Here is a 16,601-nt window from a genome sequence, read left to right as displayed (position 1 = left end):
TAACAAGTTGGTTGTCTGCCATAGCTTTTCTCCTTTGAATGAATTGACGCTGCGCGTCATGATTTGCGCTACGCGCATGATTTCTCGCTGCGCTCCGTGAATTGAATTGCGCCTTCATGCCCCGCAGGGCAATTCATGACCAAAGGTCAATTCATGTCCGAAGGACAATTCACGCGCCGTCAGGCGCAATTCATTGTCGGGACAGTCGAACGACTGTCTCGACATGCGCGGTGCGCGGGAACATATCTATGCCCTGCGCCTTGACGGTCTTGTAGCCGCGCTCGGCGAAAAGCTTCAGATCGCGCGCCTGGGTGGCGACGTCGCAGGAGATATATACTACCCGCTCCGGCTTCATATCCGTGACCGAATAGATCAGCGCCGGCGCGCATCCCGCGCGCGGCGGATCGAGGATGACGACGTCCGGCTCCCTGCCCGCGCAGCGCAGCTTCTCGGCCGCTACCGGCGCGTCGCCGCAGAGGAACTCCGCGTTCGTTATGCCGCTCGCGGCGGCGTTCGCCTTCGCGTCCTCGATGGCGTCGGGTATTATCTCGACGCCTATCAGTTCCTTGACCTTGTTCGCCATGGAAAGGCCTATCAGTCCGGCTCCGCAGTAGAGATCGAGCAGGCGGGTCTCCGGAGTCACCTCCGCGAACTCCTCGGCGACGTCGTAAAGCTTCACCGTCTGCGCGGAGTTGACCTGACAGAAGGAGAGCGGCGAGATGCGGATATTCACTCCGCGAAGGGTGCCGTTTATATAGTCCGAACCCGCGAGGGTAACGCACTTCGCGCCGAGGATTATGTTGCCGTCAGCGCGGTTGATATTCATAACGACCGACTTGATCTCCGGGAAGCGCTCCGTGACCTCGGCGGCGAACTGCGCGCCGCAGTCGAGCCTGTCGCCGTTGATCACTACGCAGAGCATTATCTCCCCGCTCGTCGGCGCCTGACGGATATAGACGTGGCGGAGCTGTCCCCTGCCGACCGTTTCGTCGTACGCCGTGACGCCGTTCGCGATGAGATAGTCGAAGGTGAAATGCGCTATCCGCATGAAAACTTCGGGATGCAGCGCGCAGTCGTCGCTCGGCACGATACGGTGGCTGCGCTTGGCGTAGAAGCCGCAGCGCGGGTAGCCGTCGAAGTCGACGCCGACGGGCAGCATAAGCTTGTTTCTGTAGCGGTCGGACTCGGCGCAGCCGATAACGTCCGGCACCTCGATATCTATGCCGCCGATGCGGCGGAGCGCGGCGGTCATCTTATCCTTCTTATAGCGCAGCTCCGCGGCGTATTCCGCGTCGCGGTAGGCGCAGCCGCCGCACTTGCCGAAGACCGGACAGTCCGGCTCGACGCGGTCGGGCGCCGGCGTAATAACGCGCTCCACCTTTCCGTATATGCAGTTTTTCGCGGTCTTCACGATGCGGGCTTCGACCTTGTCGCCCGGCAGGGCGAGCGGGAGGAACACGGCGATGCCGTCGGCGCGGGCTACCCCGCTGCCGTCCGACGTTACGCCTTCTACCGTCAATTCGATGAGATCGTTCTTTTCAAGCATAGTATGTCGTGCGCGGAGGATACTCCGGCACGCACCCCTCCTTAAAAGTTTGATGGTTTATCATGAATGCGGAGCAGTCTCCGCGGGTTTCACAGTATAAAGCCGCCGTCGACGCCGAGCGTCTGCCCCGTTATGAAGGCGGCGTCCGCGAGGAACGCGACCGCGTCCGCGACGTCAGCCGGAGTTCCGATGCGGCCGAGCGGAGTTTCGGCGGCGAGAGACGCCTTCGTTTCCGGGGTAAGACGCGCGTTCATCTTCGTATCTATGACGCCGGGAGCGACGCAGTTGACCGTTATGCCGCTCGGGCCGACCTCCTTGGCGAGCGCCTTCGTCAACCCGACGACCCCCGCCTTCGACGCCGAGTAGACCGCCTCGCATGACGCGCCGGCGACTCCCCACATTGACGAGATATTGACTATCGCGCCGCTTTTGGCGGAGATCATCGCGGGCAGCGCGCGTTTGCAGCAGTTGAAAACGCCCTTCAGATTCACGCCGACGACGCGGTCGAAGTCCGCGTCCGCGCAGTTCTGGAGCAGCCCGAAGAGCGCGGCTCCGGCGTTGTTGACGAGGATATCCGCGGCGCCGAGCGCCGCTTCCGCTTCCGCAAACGCGGAGTCGACGGAGGCGAAGTCCGCGACGTCGCAGCGGAACGCCGCGGCGCCTTCGCCGAGCGTTTCCGCGAGCGCGGCGGCCGCTTCGTCGCTGTGCCAAAACAGCGCGACGCGGCATCCGGCGGCGTGCAGTTTTTTCGCGATCTCGCCGCCTATGCCTCCCGACGCGCCGGTTATGTAAGCGGTTTTTCCGCTGAGCGACATTTATTTCACCCCTACTTATCCTAATTATACACAATGATTATAGCATTACGATTTTCGCTTGTCAATCTGCTAATAAATAAGATAGTGACTTTTCTTGTTTGATATGGTATAATCTGTGTATCAAACGCGAAGGGAGGCGCGGTATGGAGCGTTTTGACCTGAACAAGCCCATAAAGCAGGTGCGCGGAGTCGGAGAAGCGCGCGCGAAGCTTTTCGCGAAGCTCGGCATAAACACCGCGCTCGATCTGCTGCGCCATTTCCCCCGCGCTTACGAGGATCTGAACGAGATAAAATTCATACGCGACCTGCGCGAAAACGATGACGCGCTCATCCGCGCCCGCGTCGTCGTTCCCGCCGCGGGACGCTATATCCGCAAGGATATGACCGTCTTCACCGCCGTCGCCGCCGACGATACGGGACGGATAAAAATAACGATCTTTAACCGCAAATACACCGCCGAGTCGCTCGAATACGGCAAGGAATTCCTCTTCAAAGGCAAGGTCGAGTTCGACCGCGGCGCGCTCAGTATGTCCTCGCCGGAGGTGCTTCCCGTCACTAAGGCGGGCGGGATGCGCGCGCTCTATTCGCTGACCGGCGGGCTGACTCACAACATAGTTTCAAACTGCGTCAAAAACGTGCTCGACGCCGTCGGCGACGGGATAGAAGACCTCCTGCCCTCCGACGTGCGCGCGGAAAACGGACTCGCGCCCGCGGCGAAATGCTACCGCGCCATACACTTCCCGAAAGATTACAACGACGTTTCGGTCGCGCGCCGCCGCTTCGTATTCGAGGAGCTCTACCTCTTCCAGCTCGGCCTGCAGCTCATCAAGGGGCGCAACCGCGGGCTGACCGGCACGCCGATGGGCGAGACCGACATAACCCCCTTCACGCGCTCCCTCCCCTTTGAACTGACCGACGCGCAGAAGCGCGCCGTCGCGGAGATTACCGCCGATATGCAGGGCAGCCGCCCGATGCAGCGTCTGCTTCAGGGCGACGTCGGCAGCGGCAAGACCGCCGTAGCCGCCGCGGCGATGTACTTCGCGCGCGGGAACGGATACCAGTCGGTGCTGATGGCGCCGACCGAGATACTCGCGACCCAGCATTACAGGACGCTGCTCGGCTTCTTCGAGCCGCTCGGCGTATCCGTCGAGCTCCTGACCGGAAGCACTCCCGCCGCGAAGAAGCGCGATATAAAGGCGCGGCTCGCGGAGGGCTCCGTCGATATGCTCGTCAGCACCCACGCCGTAATTACCGACGACACCGTCTTCCGTTCGCTCGGGCTCGCGATCACCGACGAACAGCACCGCTTCGGCGTGCGCCAGCGCGCCGCGCTCGCGGAAAAGAGCCGTTCGCCGCACGTGCTTATAATGTCCGCGACGCCGATCCCCCGCACGCTCGCGCTGATAATGTACGGCGACCTCGACATCTCCGTGCTCGATTCCCTCCCCCGCGGACGCGGAAAGATCTCGACCTACGCCGTCGACGGCACCTACCGCACGCGCATTTTTAATTTCATCAAGAAGAACGTCGACGAGGGGCGGCAGGCGTACCTCGTCTGCCCGCTCGTAGAGGAAAACGAGGAGGTGGACGCCGCCTCCGCGAAGCAGTATTACGAGCAGCTCGCGCAGGGAGTCTTCCGCGGCTATTCCGTCGGGCTCGTCTACGGCAAGATGCCGCCGCGCGAGAAGGACGCGACGATGAAGGCGTTTTCCGAGGGCAATATCTCGATACTCATCTCCACCACCGTTATCGAGGTCGGCGTGGACGTGCCGAACGCCAACGTCATGGTGATCGAAAACGCCGAGCGCTACGGCCTCTCGCAGCTTCATCAGCTGCGCGGGCGCATCGGGCGCGGCAGGTGGGATTCCTACTGCGTGCTGATCTCTGACGCGGAGTCCGCCGCCGAGCGCCTGCAGTTCATGGCGAAGAGCTCCGACGGCTTCAAGATCGCCGAAAAGGACCTCGAGCTGCGCGGCCCGGGCGACCTCATCGGCAAGCGCCAGCACGGTCTGCCCGAGTTCGAGATCGCCGACCTCGAGCGCGATATGAACGTCTTTTACGACACGCTCGCCTGCGCGAAAAAGACCTTCGAGGACGACCCGCAGCTGAAGAAGCCGGAGAACGCTCCGCTGCGCGCGTGGATAAAGCGAATGTTCTCGCGAACGCCGTGATAAAAATGAAAACCCCCGTATCCGCGGATACGGGGGTCGTTTTTTCATACGTTTTTATTCGTTCCACCTGCGGCAGTCGACGCCGGTCGCGGCGAAGAAGTGATATTTCACGATGCCGAGGTCTATATTCGAGTAGAAGCCGCCGGTCTCTTCGGCGTAAAGCTCGCCGCCGCGGAGGGTGAAGCGGAACTTCTGCTGATTTATCGCGGTAGGCGCGAGCATAACGGCGCGCCTGCCGCGGTCAAACCACTCCGGCTCTTCGCCTTCGACGGTGAAGCGCGGTTCCTCCGGCTTGTTCTTATGCGGAACGCCCTGCGTTTCGCCGAAGCCGATGCTGATAATACAGCTCAGGCGTTCTCCTTCGCCCGCGAGGGCGCGGCAGCCGCCGCTGTAGGAGCCCGCGATCCAGCAGGTGTTCAGCCCGAGCTCCTGCGCCTTCAGCACGAGGCGTTCGCCGTACCAGCCGCACTTTTCGTCAATCAGCGCATCGTCCGGCCCGACCATAGCGAAATAGTTGACGGCGTTGCGGAAGCTGCTGATTTTTCCCTTGAAGCCGCCGAGCGCCTTCGGCTCGTCCGTCACGAGCGCGATGCGCAGGCCGCCTTCGGAATTGCAGGCGTTTATCTCCGCTTCGAGCGTTTCGATCTGCTCCGCCGTGAGCGGTTTGTCGAGATATTTGCGCACGGAATGGCGCTGTTCCATAATTTCGAGAATATCCATATGCTCCTCCTAAAATTCGAACTCGGGGCGCGCGGAATGCGCCTCGGCGCGCGGCGTTTCCGCCTTCAGCAGCAGCTTGTATACCGGCGCGAGCAGCGGGAAATCGCGCGCGAGTATCCGCGAAAGGTCGGGCGAAAACATAACGTCTTTGCCGCAGTCGCGGTAGAAAAAGTAGTTGCGTTTCTCAAGCCAGATGCGCTTGCGCTCCGGCTCGTCCGGGTAGTGCGGTTTCTTGTAGGTCTCGCCCCCGAAGGAGAAGACCTTCTGCCCCTCGAACGCCTTCGCCGCCGCCTCGAACACCGGGTCGTCGTCGAGCACGAGCCGCCGCAGTCCGGCGCACACGTCGGCTCCCGCCCAGTAGTAACCGCAGCCGTAGGAGAAGCCGTCCGGCGAAATATCCGCGTAAAACGCGGGATGCTCAACGCGGGACGCGTCCTTGCGCCCGAAGTAGAGCCAGACGTTCTGACGGTAGAGCGATTTGTCGTTCGAGTAGCGAGTGTCGCGGCGCAGACGGGATATGCTGCCGCCCACCTTCGGCAGGCAGACGATGCGGTCGTCGATCGCGCGCATCGTTTCCGAAAGGTCGCAGACTATCGCCGCGAGCGGTTCGACGACGTATTCGAGGTATTCGGCGCGATGCTCGTCATACCATTTCTTACTGTTGCGGAAGCGGTTCTCCGCAAGGAAATCCAGACTTTTCTGACTTATAGGCATATTTCCACCTCTGCAGATATTATAACATGTCGGATGGCGTTTTTCAACGTAAAAACGCGAACAATTTATGTTGACAAAAAATCGCCGCTATGATATTATTCTAATCAGTAAAGGCATATATGAAAGGAGTAAATACTATGGCAAATTTCTGCACCAACTGCGGCGCGCAGAATCCCGACGGCACGAAGTTCTGCACGAGCTGCGGCACTCCCATCGTTCAGGCCGCGCCCGTTGAACAGCCCGTTCAGGAGCCGGTTTATCAGCAGCCGGTCCAGCAGCCCCAGTACCAGCAGCCCCAGTATCAGCAGCCCCAGTATCAGCAGCCCGCTTATCAGCAGCCGCAGGGCTATCCCCAGCAGCCCCAGTATCAGCAGCCGTATCCGACCGGCTACACCGGATTCTCCGAGACGCCCAAGAAGAGCAAGAAGGGTCTCATCGCCGTCATCGCGATAATCCTCGTGCTCGGACTCGCGGCGATCGCGCTCTTCGTCTGGCCCGGCTTCCTCAACGGCAGCGGCAAGCTCGACGGTACCTGGCTCAGCAACTACGGCGAAGAAATGGTCCTCGACGGCGGCAAGGGCACGCTCGACGGCGACGACTTCACCTACAGCTTAAGCGGCGACAAGATCACCATGAAGCGCCAGGGCATGACCATTACCTACAACTACGAACTCGAAGGCGACAAGCTCACCTTCTACATCGAAGACGATGACGACGCAGCCGTGACCTTCACGCGTAAGGGCGCGGCGCCTTCCGGCGACAACAGCGGCGGCGACAGACCCAACCTCCCCGGCTTTGACGAGGACGAACTCGAAGGCAGATGGGAGGACGAATACGGCCTCTCCTCCTACGAGTTCGACGACGGCGACTGCAAAATCGGCGCGCTCGGCATGAACTTCGACGGCACGTATGAAGTCGACGGAGACCATCTCACGATCACCTACACGGTCATGGGCTACGACACTACTCTGGAATACACCTTCGAAGTCAACGGCGACACCCTCACGCTGACCGACACCAACGGCAGCTCCGCGGATTATACCCGCAAGTGATCCTTATGGAAGAACGCGACGAGAAATTGATCTCCTCCGAAGAGGCAGCGGCGGAAGCCGAAGAAACGCCCGAAGAGAACGGTGAATCCGGCTCCGAAAGCGAAATGACGGTCGCCGGATGGCTGTGGCGTATGTGCATACCGATCATTCCCTGCGCGGGAATAATCATCTACATCGTCCTGCTCTGCATCTGGGCGTTCGGCAAAAAAGAGACCGAGACGATGCGCGTCTGGGCGAAGGCCGCGCTGATAGCCACGGCGATACAGCTCGTGTTTTTCGGCGTGATATTCCTGGTCGTCCAGCTCAACGTCGACGTGCTCGGATTTATCCGCACGTTCCTCAAAAAGATATTCTGACACAATAACGCAAAAACGTCGGGAAAGCGATTCGCTTTCCCGACGTTTCGTTATGCGTTTTATCAGAGCAGACTTTCGCCCTTGCCCATGACGGGGATGTCGAATGCCGTCGCGTCTTCCAGATGGAACATCATCAGGTGATACCCGGTGGATTCGTTGTAGACGTTCTTCAGATTCGGAGCCGCTTCGAGCGCCGCCTCTTCATACTTCGGATCGGTCTCGAAGACCGCCCTGCCGCTGTAACGGAGCCAATGGCCGTCGCCCTTGCAGGCAACGATCTCCACGTACGGATCCGCGCAGAGCTGCTTATACACGTTTTTGAAGCTGCCGACTCCGAAGATCACCCTGCCGCCCTCTTCGATGAATAACCCAAGCGGGCGAATCCTCGGTTTTTCGCCGTCAACGGTCGCGAGAAAAAACGTCCCCGTTTCCTTTAGAAAATCGCCAATCTTGCTCATGATCTTTCTCCTTTTTCAATCATAGTAATATAAGCCGCAAAAGCGGTAATTATATAATCAAACCGCCTGCTTTTCTTCGAGACAAGCGCCGTCCGGCAGGACGAGCTCGTCCGGACAGTGATTATGCCGCTTCTCCGGCGGCGGCAGCTGCATATAGTCGCCGTAGAAGGACGTCAGGCGCTCCTCGAGCTTGTTCGGGAAGCACATTTCAACATCTTCAAACTTTATCTTACGCAGGGGGAATATCACGTCGTCGGTATAAACGCTCGCGTGCTTTTTCGTCTCGAAAAACCACTCGTTGAAGCCGGTATCCTGCCCGTCGTACTTCGTGCAGATGCGCATTATCTTTTTATAAAGCCGCTTGTGCGACCAGAAGACGCTGACAAGGACGTGCGCCGCGGCGGTAGCACAGTGCGCCAGCTTCGCCTTGAAGCCCTTGAACGGCACCTTCGGGAACGCCATATGCCGCAGTATCAGCAGCTTGCCGTAAAACCACGCCTTAGACGAATGCCTGCGGCGTTCCGCTTCGTCCGCGGGCGCTTTGAAAAAGGTAAATACGTCGAGGAATATGCCCTGTGGGTAATCGAACTTGCCGCAGCCCGATTCGACGAACCGTGTGCCCTTCATAACGATATGTGTGTTCATTATCGGGCATTCGTCGTATTTTTCCGCATTCACGACGACGTATTTGTCGGGATAAGTCTCCTCGATCAGTTTCACCATTCGCGGATAGTCGCGCCACAACACGCCGACGTCGATATCATCGTCCCACGGGATGAAACCGCCGTGACGGAGCGCGCCGATACCGGTGCCCGCCATGCCGAAATACGCTATATCGTTCTTTTCACATATGGTGATAAAATCGCGAAGAATCTCGAGCTCGCAAAGCTGAAGCCCGCGTAACTCCGCAGCATCGTATTCTCTCATATCCCCGCACCTCTCTATGCCGCGATTATACCAAATGTGCCTTCAAATGTCAATACGCGGCAAAAAAGACATTTTACAGTTGAATTATCACCGTTTCGGTGATATAATGCTATTCAGATATATATTGTCCGCAGGAACTGATATAAGGTGAAATAAAATGACGTTTCCGGTTTACCGGCTTCCCGAGAAGTCAGCGAAAAAGGACTTCATTAACAATATGTTCGGCAGCGCCGTGAACGCGGCGATCTCCGTTGTGCTGCTCGTCGTCGTGAGCCATCTGCTCGGCCGCGATGCCGCGGGCGTGTTTACGCTTGCCTATTCGACGGCACAGATGATGTACACCGTCGGTGCATTTGAAATGCGCAACGCGCAGGTCACCGACGCGAAACGCGAGTTTTCGTTCGGCTCTCTGCTCGGCTTCCGCATAATCACCGTGCTGCTTATGTGGGCGGCTTCCGCAATCTTTATACTGATCCGCGGCTACACTGGTGAAAAGGCACTGCTGATAGCGATCGTCTGCGTTTATATGTCGATCCTCGCGCTGGCGGATTTGTTTCAGGGCAATCTGCACCTGAACGGATATCTGCGCGTGGCGGGGCGTTCGCTCGCATGTATCGTGCTGCTCGCCGCCGCCGCGTTTTCGGCCACGCTTTATTTCACGCGGAATCTTGTCGTTTCTGCGCTTCCGATGGTCGCTGTTGCGCTGCTCTGGGTATTCCTCCACGACGTGCCGTACAGCCGCAACTTCAGCGGACTGAAGCCGGATTTTGCTTTTAAAAATCTTAAAGCGATATTCCTCTGCGCGCTGCCGTTGTTCCTTTCGGCGTTTCTCAACCAGTTCATCTTCAACGCGCCGAAGTATGCTATCGACACTCTGATGTCGGAGGCGGATCAGGCAGTATACGGTTACCTTGTTATGCCCGCATTCGTGATAAATCTGCTCAGCATATTCGCGTTTCGCCCGCAGCTCGTTTCACTTTCGGAAAGCTGGGTGCGCGGAGAGTATGATAAGTTCAAGCGCACGTCGATGATACTGTATCTCTGGATAGGCGTCGTCACCGTCGCCGCGCTCGGCGCGGGAGCTTTATTCGGTCTTCCCGTTCTCGGTTTTCTCTACGGAGCCGACCTCGAGGGTATGCGCGGAACGCTGCTGATACTGCTGACCGCGGGCTGCTTCAGCGCGTCCGCCACGCTCGCGCTGACGCTTTTCACGACCATGCGCAAGCAACGGCTCTGCCTTATCGCATACGGAATAACGACGGTGTTCTCGCTCGCCGTGCCGCAGCTTCTCGTTGCGCGGCTCGGCGTGACCGGAGCCGCACTCTCTTATCTCGCGGAAACTGCGCTGCTCTTCGCCGCGATGGCTTCAATGCTCGTTGCCGTTTTCAGAAAGGCGCGCAAAAATCCCGAAATAAAACATACGGAGGAATAATATGCCGGAAAAGAAACTCGCTTCGTTTCTCGAGAAACGCCGCAAAAGCGTGATGCTGACAGTAGCGATCGCGGTTTTTGCCATATTTGCGCTCTACTATTTTTTTATGATTTTCCGCTCTTCCGCGGGCGTCCCTGTCAGGAAATTCGCCTTCGCTTTTCTCGCCGTCGCCGTTTTAGGCTGCGGTCTTATCCTGCTTTGCTACTTCCTGATGACGCGGAAAAGCCTGTCGATCGAAAAGCTGTTCGTTATTTTTATGGTTTCCGCCGGCGTGATATACGCCGCCGTTTTTCTCCCCTTCACGATACCGGACGAGCACGTCCACTATCTTTCCGCATACCGCATATCCAACTATCTGGTGCTCAATTTTGACCAATTCGGCGATGACCGTCTGCTTATGCGGAGCGCAGACGCCGATCTGCTGAGCAACCTGCGCGGCAATTATCTGACGCCGGAATACTATTCCTCCATTATACGCAATTTCGACTTTTTCACCTCCGGACGCGAAATGACGCCTATGCCGTCCGTCTTCGTAAAAAACGCGCCGCTCGGATACATAGCTTCCGCGTTCGGCATCGCGATCGCGCGGCTTTTCCACCTCGGCTCGATACCGACCTTCTACTTCGGCAGGCTTGCCAACCTGGCGCTTTACACCGTCGCGGTCTGGTGGGCGATAAAACGTATGCCTTACGGCAAGACGGCGCTTTTTGTCATATCCGCGCTGCCGATGACGATACATCTCGTCGCGTCATATTCTTACGACTTCCTCGTTATCGCGCTGGCTATGCTCTTTATATCGCAGGTCCTCTATATGCGTGAAAAGCCCGGCAGCGTAACGCTGAAAGACGTTATTCTCTGCGCCGTCTGGGCGGTCCTGCTCGCGCCGTCAAAGCTCGTGTATTTCGTCATCGTGTTTGCGGTTTTCCTGATCCCTTCCGAAAAATTCGGGATGTCCGGAAAAAAAGCGGCGTTTATCAAGACGGGTGTCGTCGTGCTGAGCATCGCCGTCCTTCTCGTTTCGCAGCTCGGCAAAATCTCAACGTATATGGGCGACGGAAATGTCGTTACCTGGAGCCAGACGGAAGCCTTTTCCGTTTCTTACGCGCTGTCGCACCCGTTTGATTTCATACGCGTGCTCGTCAATACATTCTTCAAAAAAACCGATTATTTTCTTTCCACAATGATAGGATCGCATATGGGTTATCTGCAGATAACCGTGCCCGTGTTTATGTGGATCCCGATGCTCGGCGTGCTCGGTTACTCCTTCATACGCCGAAAGGATGAACAGCTCGGCGTTTTATCCGCGAGCGAAAAGCTCTGGATGTGGCTGCTAGGCGGACTGACCTGCGCGCTCGCGGCTCTGTCCATCCTTTTTTCCTGGACCCCGCTCACCTCGAGCACTATCGAAGGAGTGCAGGGCAGATACTTTATACCGGCTCTTCCGCTTTTCTTCCTCGCCATCAGAGGAAACGGCCTCAGCCGGCCCGCTAACAGCGATAAATACATAGTATTCTTCTGCATATATTACAACCTGCTTATGCCGCTTGTTTACTTCGGAACGGTATTCGCCTGACGGGAGGAAATATGGGAAAGAATATCTGTCTCTGCTGCGCAAACTACCTGCCGAACCTCGGAGGCATCGAACGCTACGTTTATAACGTCGCAAAGCGCCTGACCGCCGAAGGGCACAGCGTTACCGTGCTTACCTCCAACGTCTTCCGCCTGCCCGGGCACGAGGTCGCTGACGGTGTGGAGATATACCGTATGCCCTGCTTCAACGTGATGAAGGGCCGTTATCCGATGCCGAAGCGCAACGGCGAATTCCGAAAGCTGAAAAAGGAACTGATGTCAAAACGCTTTGACCTGACGGTCGTCAACGCGAGATTCTATCTGCACAGCCACTTCTGCGCGAAGCTGGCGAAAAAGCAGGGCTCGACCTGCGTCGCCATCGACCACGGCTCCGCGCATATGACAGTCGGCAACCGCCTGCTCGACGCGCTCGGCGCACGGTGGGAGCACTTTTTGACATGGCGGCTGAAAAAATACTGCAAGCGTTATTTCGGCGTTTCCCGGGCGGCCTGCGACTGGCTCCGCCACTTCGGCATTGCGGCGGAGGGAACGCTTTATAACGCCGTCGATCCGGATGAACTGACGAAAGCGGCGCAAAGCCCCGTATGCGACTACCGCGCCGAGCTCGGCATACCCGAAGGCTCCGTCGTATTCGCCTACGCCGGCAGGCTCGTCGAAGAGAAGGGCGCGGCGCAGCTCGCGCAGGCGTTCCGCAAGGCCGATATAAACGGCTTGTTCCTGCTCTACGCCGGCGACGGACAGCTTCGCGAAGCGATAGACGCGGAGGCGAAAGCCGACGGGCGCATAAAGACGCTCGGAAAGCTCGACTTCCCGCACGTCGCGGCGCTGCTGAAGGCGGCGGATATCTTCTGCCTGCCCACCGTTTACCCGGAGGGATTGCCGACCTCACTGCTCGAAGCCGCGGCGGTCGGCGACTTTATAATATCCACGACCTACGGCGGCGGACGCGAGCTTGTTCCGGACGGCACCTACGGCATACTGCTCGACGGCAACGATCCGGACGAGCTTGCGCAGGCGATGGCGACCGCGGCGGCGGATCCGGAATACCGGCAAAACGCAGCGGAAAAGTGCCTGCGTCTGCTGCACGAAAACTTCACCTGGGAGCGCACCGCGGGAAAGATCGCCGCGCTCGCGGAGAAAGGCGGCTGCGAATGAAAACGCTTTTTGTTATCCGCGCATACAACGAGGAAGGGAGCATCGCCCGCGTTGTGGACGGTCTGCGCAAGGACTATCCGCAATACGATTACGTCGTGATCGACGACGGATCATCCGATTCAACCGCGGATATCTGCCGCAGAAACGGATATAACTTCGTCAGTCATCCCGTCAATCTCGGGCTCGCCGGAGCGTTTTATACCGGTATGGTATATGCCGCCGAACACGATTACGATTACGTCGTCCAGTTCGACGGCGACGGACAGCACAACGCCGAATACGCCGCAGATATGCTCAGGCTCGCCGAAGACGGAAACGATATCGTCATCGGATCGCGCTATGTTACTGAAAAGAAGCCTCACACGATGCGTATGCTCGGCAGCAGGCTGATCTCTTTGGCGATAAAGCTTACGACCGGCAAGCGCATCACCGACCCGACCTCCGGACTGCGCGTTTATAACCGCAAAACCGTGCTCCGCTTTATCGGATCAACCACGCTCGGACCGGAGCCCGACGCCGTGGCGCTGATGATGCGCAAGGGCACTAAGGTCGTGGAAACACAGGTCAAGATGAACGAACGCTTTGCCGGCAGGAGCTATTTCACGCTTTTGAGCTCCATCAGGTATATGACGCATATGTTCGTTTCCATACTGATTTTGCAATGGTTCAGGAGGGGTTAATATGTCGCTTGTTCTGAGGATCATACTCATCGCCGTCAGTCTGCTGACGCTCATTTTCGTTTTCGTCAAGATACGCAAATCGCAGTTTTACGTCAGCGATACGCTTTTCTGGCTGTTCTTCTGCGTGTTTCTGCTCGTGATAGGCATTTTCCCGCAGATACCCTCGTTTTTCGCGAATCTGATAGGGTTCCAGGCGCCGTCCAACTTCGTCTTCGTAGCGATAATCTTCCTGCTGCTGGTCAAGATGTTCCTTATGTCCGTCAAGCTCTCGCGGCTTGAAGATAAGCTCAGCCGGCTTGTGAGTCGCCAGGCACTCGACGAAGGAAAAACGCGAGAAGCGGAAAAAGCCGACGCTGCCGAATAAGCTTATAAAAGCATATAAAAAGCCCCCTCGCACGGGGGCTTTTAGTTTTGTTGCTATTTATCGTTCCGCAACGGCGGCGACTTCTCCGGAGCGCACTTCTATGCGCCCGCCTGTTCCGGCGAAGGCGTTGCTCACGCCGAGCGGGAACGAACGCGAAAGCGAAACGCTTTCGCCGTCGTACTTCGTGCCGCGGATACCGACTTCCGCGCTTTCGCTGAGCGCGAAAAGCGAGATCGAGCCGGTTTCGCCTGCGCCGAATTCAAACGCGCCGGCGATGATGAACACACGCGTTCCGCCGCGTTTCAGCATGGCGCGGCCGCCGCGCGAACGGACGTAGGAAAGCAGCTGGATATTCGCGAGCGAATGCGATACGCGCTCCCCGCCGAGCCCGCCGAGGATGACGAAGTTTTCGTATCCGCGGCGCAGTCCCTCCTTCAGCGCGAAGCCGACGTCGGTATCGTCCTTGACGACAGGCAGCGTGATGATCTCACCGTCGAAATCCGGCTTCGCGGCGGAGTCGAAGTCCCCGACGATCACGTCCGGAACGATACCTGCGGCAAAGAGCGGAACGTATCCGGCGTCCGCGGCTATAACGAGGTCGTCCGCGCCTTTTTCAAACGCGAGGTCGCCTTCCGCAAGGCCTCCCGCGCCTACGATAAAACACGTTTTCATATCATTCCTCCGGCCGCGCGACCGCAGACGCCTTTTTCTTCTTCGCCGCGATAACGAACAGCACGCAGGCGGCGACGACGGCGCCGCCGGTGACGCACGCCATGGCGGTTATCTCTCCGCCCGTCAGCGCCGACAGACCGGTAAAATCGAACTCGCCCGTCTCGGCGTTCTGAAGCTTGCCGAAAATGCTGACAACATCGAAAACAACGGCGCCCGCGATAAGCAGCCATCCGATGAGCTTGTAGATCCTGCCGCTCACGCTTCCGCTTTCGCCGCGCACGAGTCTTACCGGCTCGACGGAGCGGAAGTCGAGCAGAGATCCGATGTAATACGCCGCGATGACGAGGACGATGGTTTCGGGGATCATATAGGTCGCGTTATAAGCGAACGAATAGATCAGCGCCGCGGCAGTCGGGATCGAGAGCCCCGCCCAGACGGTCGCTCCGGATATAACGTGACAAACGTAGCGCAGAAGGCATCCGAGAAGCGCTCCGAGCGCGAGCGCGGTATTCTGCTTCTTGAGCTTCCTGAAAACGCCGGTGAAGCCGATCACCGCAAAGGCGAGGACGTAGTCCAGGATTATTACCGCGAGTATCGAATACCACGTCGTGACCCACGACAGCACCTTCAGTCCGAGCAGCTGCTGGATGCCTCCGTAAACGGCGCCGGCGGCGAGACCCCAGCCGACTCCGTTGCGGCAGGCGATTATCACTATCGGCAGCATCGAAGCCATCGTTATGCTTCCGCCGTAGGGCAGCTCCAGCAGCTTGAGCAGCGACAGCGCCGTCGCTATCGCGATCATAAGCGAAGCTTCGATCAGCTTGCGTGCGTTTGTTTTTTCGTTCATTGTGTTTTCCTCCTTGTGGTTTCGCGGGGGGGACGGTAAAAAGAAAAGCGGCGCTCCCGCAGGAACGCCGCGTATCCGCGCCGTCTCGTCTTCCTACGATGGTGTGAGCCAACAGGTTCAAAGGGTACAATCTCAGCAGGCGCCGCTGCGGCGCCTACGCCCCTGACGATGACCGTATTATACCATCGTTTCACGCACTTGTCAAGTGAAATCGCGCTATTGACCGCGAACTCGGAACGTGGTATAATACCCGTATGGACGAAAAAACGGCAAAGCGCAGACGGATACTAAAGGTGCTGCTGATCCATGTCGGTGCGGCGGCGCTTTTTGCGCTGTGGCTTTTTCTGACCGGCTGCCCGCTTTACAAGCTGACCGGCGTCCCCTGCCCCGGCTGCGGGATGAGCCGCGCGCTGTTTTCGCTCGCGAAGCTCGACTTCGCGGGAGCGTGGTATTATCATCCGCTGGTCTTCTTTCTGCCGCTGCCGCTGCTTTATCTGATACACCGGAAAGAGTGGAAGCTTCCCGGCGGAAAACGCGCCGCGATCGCCGTCGCCGCCGCGATCGGGATTGCGTTGCTCGCGGTCTACGTTATACGCGCACTGACGCCCGGAAGTTTCGTTTATACGCTGATTATTGTGGACTTCTTGGTATGAATGATCTTACAGAGCAATGCAGCATACTTGCCGAAGATTTTGATGAAGAATACCGCAGAACAAGATATAAAGAAGACTGGTTTACTCCGGATTTTTATCATATTGCAAAAACCTGGGAAGGAGTTCTTAACGGCAGTAACTGCATAATCTATCGTAATCCGGATGAAATGAATTTCATTAAAGAAAATGATATAGCCTGGTATAATTCGCTGAAAGAAGCCAATGTAGAAAGTCTTGTGCTTTTCCCGCTTAAGTCCGGCTACGAGCTTTTAGGCTATATCTGGGCTAACAATTTTGATACTGAAAAAACAATGCACATTAAAGAAACTCTGGAGCTTACAACCTTCTTCCTTGCTTCAGAAATTTCCAGTTATCAGATGTTTGATAAATTCAGAATTCTAAGTACTGTAGATTTGCTTACCGGTGTACTTAATCGTAATGAAATGAAT

Annotated in this window: 17 protein-coding genes, 1 pseudogene and 1 riboswitch; of the genes and pseudogenes, 10 read left to right on the top strand and 8 right to left on the bottom strand. The window is 57.6% G+C overall.

Features of this window, described 5'->3' with window-relative positions; genetic code table 11:
* Positions 1-190: 190 nt before the first annotated feature.
* Together rlmD and fabG are read right to left on the bottom strand one after the other, a co-directional pair.
* Positions 191-1,546 carry a 23S rRNA (uracil(1939)-C(5))-methyltransferase RlmD gene (rlmD, locus tag IJL83_03920; protein ID MBQ6552745.1) on the bottom strand — a complete coding sequence of 452 codons (1,356 nt, stop codon included), beginning with the start codon at positions 1,544-1,546 and terminating at the stop codon, positions 191-193.
* Positions 1,547-1,635: 89 nt separating this feature from the next.
* Complete coding sequence (gene fabG, locus IJL83_03915; protein MBQ6552744.1) at positions 1,636-2,361, bottom strand: 3-oxoacyl-ACP reductase FabG; 726 nt, start codon at positions 2,359-2,361, stop codon at positions 1,636-1,638.
* Between the two features lie 143 nt (positions 2,362-2,504).
* Here fabG and recG point away from each other — a divergent pair, with 143 nt between their 5' ends.
* Positions 2,505-4,532 (top strand): ATP-dependent DNA helicase RecG, encoded by a 2,028-nt coding sequence (gene recG, locus IJL83_03910; GenBank protein ID MBQ6552743.1) that lies wholly within the window; start codon positions 2,505-2,507, stop codon positions 4,530-4,532.
* A 54-nt stretch (positions 4,533-4,586) separates the two neighbouring features.
* Here recG and IJL83_03905 read toward each other — a convergent pair whose 3' ends face one another.
* The gene (locus tag IJL83_03905) at positions 4,587-5,252 is read right to left on the bottom strand and encodes a nitroreductase (protein MBQ6552742.1); all 666 of its coding nucleotides are present in this window, start codon (positions 5,250-5,252) and stop codon (positions 4,587-4,589) included.
* A 9-nt stretch (positions 5,253-5,261) separates the two neighbouring features.
* Positions 5,262-5,966, bottom strand: a complete 705-nt coding sequence (locus IJL83_03900) for a DUF2461 domain-containing protein (GenBank protein ID MBQ6552741.1) — start codon at positions 5,964-5,966, stop codon at positions 5,262-5,264.
* A gap of 137 nt (positions 5,967-6,103) precedes the next feature.
* On the opposite strand from IJL83_03900, the pseudogene IJL83_03895 reads away from it, so the two are divergent.
* Both IJL83_03895 and IJL83_03890 read left to right on the top strand, forming a co-directional pair.
* Positions 6,104-6,214, top strand: a pseudogene (locus IJL83_03895) (zinc-ribbon domain-containing protein).
* Positions 6,215-7,023: 809 nt separating this feature from the next.
* Positions 7,024-7,374, top strand: coding sequence for a hypothetical protein (locus tag IJL83_03890; GenBank protein ID MBQ6552740.1), 351 nt, complete (start codon positions 7,024-7,026; stop codon positions 7,372-7,374).
* A gap of 62 nt (positions 7,375-7,436) precedes the next feature.
* Here the strand turns inward: IJL83_03890 and IJL83_03885 are convergent, their stop codons facing one another.
* Positions 7,437-7,832 (bottom strand): pyridoxamine 5'-phosphate oxidase family protein, encoded by a 396-nt coding sequence (locus IJL83_03885; GenBank protein MBQ6552739.1) that lies wholly within the window; start codon positions 7,830-7,832, stop codon positions 7,437-7,439.
* A gap of 57 nt (positions 7,833-7,889) precedes the next feature.
* Positions 7,890-8,759 carry a LicD family protein gene (locus tag IJL83_03880; protein MBQ6552738.1) on the bottom strand — a complete coding sequence of 290 codons (870 nt, stop codon included), beginning with the start codon at positions 8,757-8,759 and terminating at the stop codon, positions 7,890-7,892.
* A gap of 157 nt (positions 8,760-8,916) precedes the next feature.
* Between IJL83_03880 and IJL83_03875 the strand changes: the two genes are divergently transcribed.
* The 5 genes from IJL83_03875 to IJL83_03855 are packed head-to-tail and all read left to right on the top strand — an operon-like array spanning position 8,917 to position 13,980.
* Positions 8,917-10,191 carry a lipopolysaccharide biosynthesis protein gene (locus tag IJL83_03875; protein ID MBQ6552737.1) on the top strand — a complete coding sequence of 425 codons (1,275 nt, stop codon included), beginning with the start codon at positions 8,917-8,919 and terminating at the stop codon, positions 10,189-10,191.
* Position 10,192: 1 nt separating this feature from the next.
* Complete coding sequence (locus tag IJL83_03870; protein MBQ6552736.1) at positions 10,193-11,764, top strand: DUF2142 domain-containing protein; 1,572 nt, start codon at positions 10,193-10,195, stop codon at positions 11,762-11,764.
* Positions 11,765-11,775: 11 nt separating this feature from the next.
* A complete protein-coding gene (locus IJL83_03865; GenBank protein MBQ6552735.1) occupies positions 11,776-12,936 on the top strand; it encodes a glycosyltransferase family 4 protein in 1,161 nt (386 codons plus the stop codon).
* Positions 12,933-13,616, top strand: coding sequence for a glycosyltransferase family 2 protein (locus tag IJL83_03860; protein MBQ6552734.1), 684 nt, complete (start codon positions 12,933-12,935; stop codon positions 13,614-13,616). The genes IJL83_03865 and IJL83_03860 overlap by 4 nt, the downstream gene beginning before the upstream one ends.
* 1 nt (position 13,617) lies before the next feature.
* On the top strand, positions 13,618-13,980 hold the full coding sequence (locus IJL83_03855) for a DUF2304 domain-containing protein (protein MBQ6552733.1): 363 nt from the start codon (positions 13,618-13,620) through the stop codon (positions 13,978-13,980).
* A 57-nt stretch (positions 13,981-14,037) separates the two neighbouring features.
* On the opposite strand, the gene IJL83_03850 is transcribed toward IJL83_03855, so the two are convergent.
* Together IJL83_03850 and IJL83_03845 are read right to left on the bottom strand one after the other, a co-directional pair.
* Positions 14,038-14,652: a thiamine diphosphokinase gene (locus IJL83_03850; protein ID MBQ6552732.1), complete on the bottom strand. Its 615-nt coding sequence runs from the start codon at positions 14,650-14,652 to the stop codon at positions 14,038-14,040.
* 1 nt (position 14,653) lies between these two features.
* On the bottom strand, positions 14,654-15,499 hold the full coding sequence (locus IJL83_03845) for an energy-coupled thiamine transporter ThiT (protein MBQ6552731.1): 846 nt from the start codon (positions 15,497-15,499) through the stop codon (positions 14,654-14,656).
* A 73-nt stretch (positions 15,500-15,572) separates the two neighbouring features.
* Positions 15,573-15,673, bottom strand: a riboswitch (TPP riboswitch).
* An 80-nt stretch (positions 15,674-15,753) separates the two neighbouring features.
* On the opposite strand from IJL83_03845, the gene IJL83_03840 reads away from it, so the two are divergent.
* Positions 15,754-16,152, top strand: coding sequence for a DUF2752 domain-containing protein (locus IJL83_03840; protein ID MBQ6552730.1), 399 nt, complete (start codon positions 15,754-15,756; stop codon positions 16,150-16,152).
* Positions 16,149-16,601: GGDEF domain-containing protein (locus IJL83_03835; protein MBQ6552729.1), on the top strand; the 453-nt coding region annotated here is incomplete at its 3' end. The genes IJL83_03840 and IJL83_03835, both read left to right, overlap by 4 nt.

The organism is Clostridia bacterium (assembly GCA_017438525.1).
Taxonomy (GTDB): Bacteria; Bacillota; Clostridia; order Oscillospirales; family RGIG8002; genus RGIG8002.
Note: the sequence above shows the minus strand (reverse complement) of the source record. Positions and strands in the feature narration are given on the sequence as shown.

Coding starts and splice junctions, on each gene's coding strand:
- IJL83_03850 (MBQ6552732.1), bottom strand. CDS start 14,652: ATGAAAACGTGTTTTATCGTAGGCGCGGGAGGCCTTGCGGAAGGCGAC.
- IJL83_03845 (MBQ6552731.1), bottom strand. CDS start 15,499: ATGAACGAAAAAACAAACGCACGCAAGCTGATCGAAGCTTCGCTTATG.
- IJL83_03840 (MBQ6552730.1), top strand. CDS start 15,754: ATGGACGAAAAAACGGCAAAGCGCAGACGGATACTAAAGGTGCTGCTG.
- IJL83_03900 (MBQ6552741.1), bottom strand. CDS start 5,966: ATGCCTATAAGTCAGAAAAGTCTGGATTTCCTTGCGGAGAACCGCTTC.
- fabG (MBQ6552744.1), bottom strand. CDS start 2,361: ATGTCGCTCAGCGGAAAAACCGCTTACATAACCGGCGCGTCGGGAGGC.
- IJL83_03875 (MBQ6552737.1), top strand. CDS start 8,917: ATGACGTTTCCGGTTTACCGGCTTCCCGAGAAGTCAGCGAAAAAGGAC.
- IJL83_03905 (MBQ6552742.1), bottom strand. CDS start 5,252: ATGGATATTCTCGAAATTATGGAACAGCGCCATTCCGTGCGCAAATAT.
- recG (MBQ6552743.1), top strand. CDS start 2,505: ATGGAGCGTTTTGACCTGAACAAGCCCATAAAGCAGGTGCGCGGAGTC.
- IJL83_03855 (MBQ6552733.1), top strand. CDS start 13,618: ATGTCGCTTGTTCTGAGGATCATACTCATCGCCGTCAGTCTGCTGACG.
- IJL83_03880 (MBQ6552738.1), bottom strand. CDS start 8,759: ATGAGAGAATACGATGCTGCGGAGTTACGCGGGCTTCAGCTTTGCGAG.
- IJL83_03890 (MBQ6552740.1), top strand. CDS start 7,024: ATGGAAGAACGCGACGAGAAATTGATCTCCTCCGAAGAGGCAGCGGCG.
- IJL83_03870 (MBQ6552736.1), top strand. CDS start 10,193: ATGCCGGAAAAGAAACTCGCTTCGTTTCTCGAGAAACGCCGCAAAAGC.
- IJL83_03860 (MBQ6552734.1), top strand. CDS start 12,933: ATGAAAACGCTTTTTGTTATCCGCGCATACAACGAGGAAGGGAGCATC.
- IJL83_03865 (MBQ6552735.1), top strand. CDS start 11,776: ATGGGAAAGAATATCTGTCTCTGCTGCGCAAACTACCTGCCGAACCTC.
- IJL83_03885 (MBQ6552739.1), bottom strand. CDS start 7,832: ATGAGCAAGATTGGCGATTTTCTAAAGGAAACGGGGACGTTTTTTCTC.
- rlmD (MBQ6552745.1), bottom strand. CDS start 1,546: ATGCTTGAAAAGAACGATCTCATCGAATTGACGGTAGAAGGCGTAACG.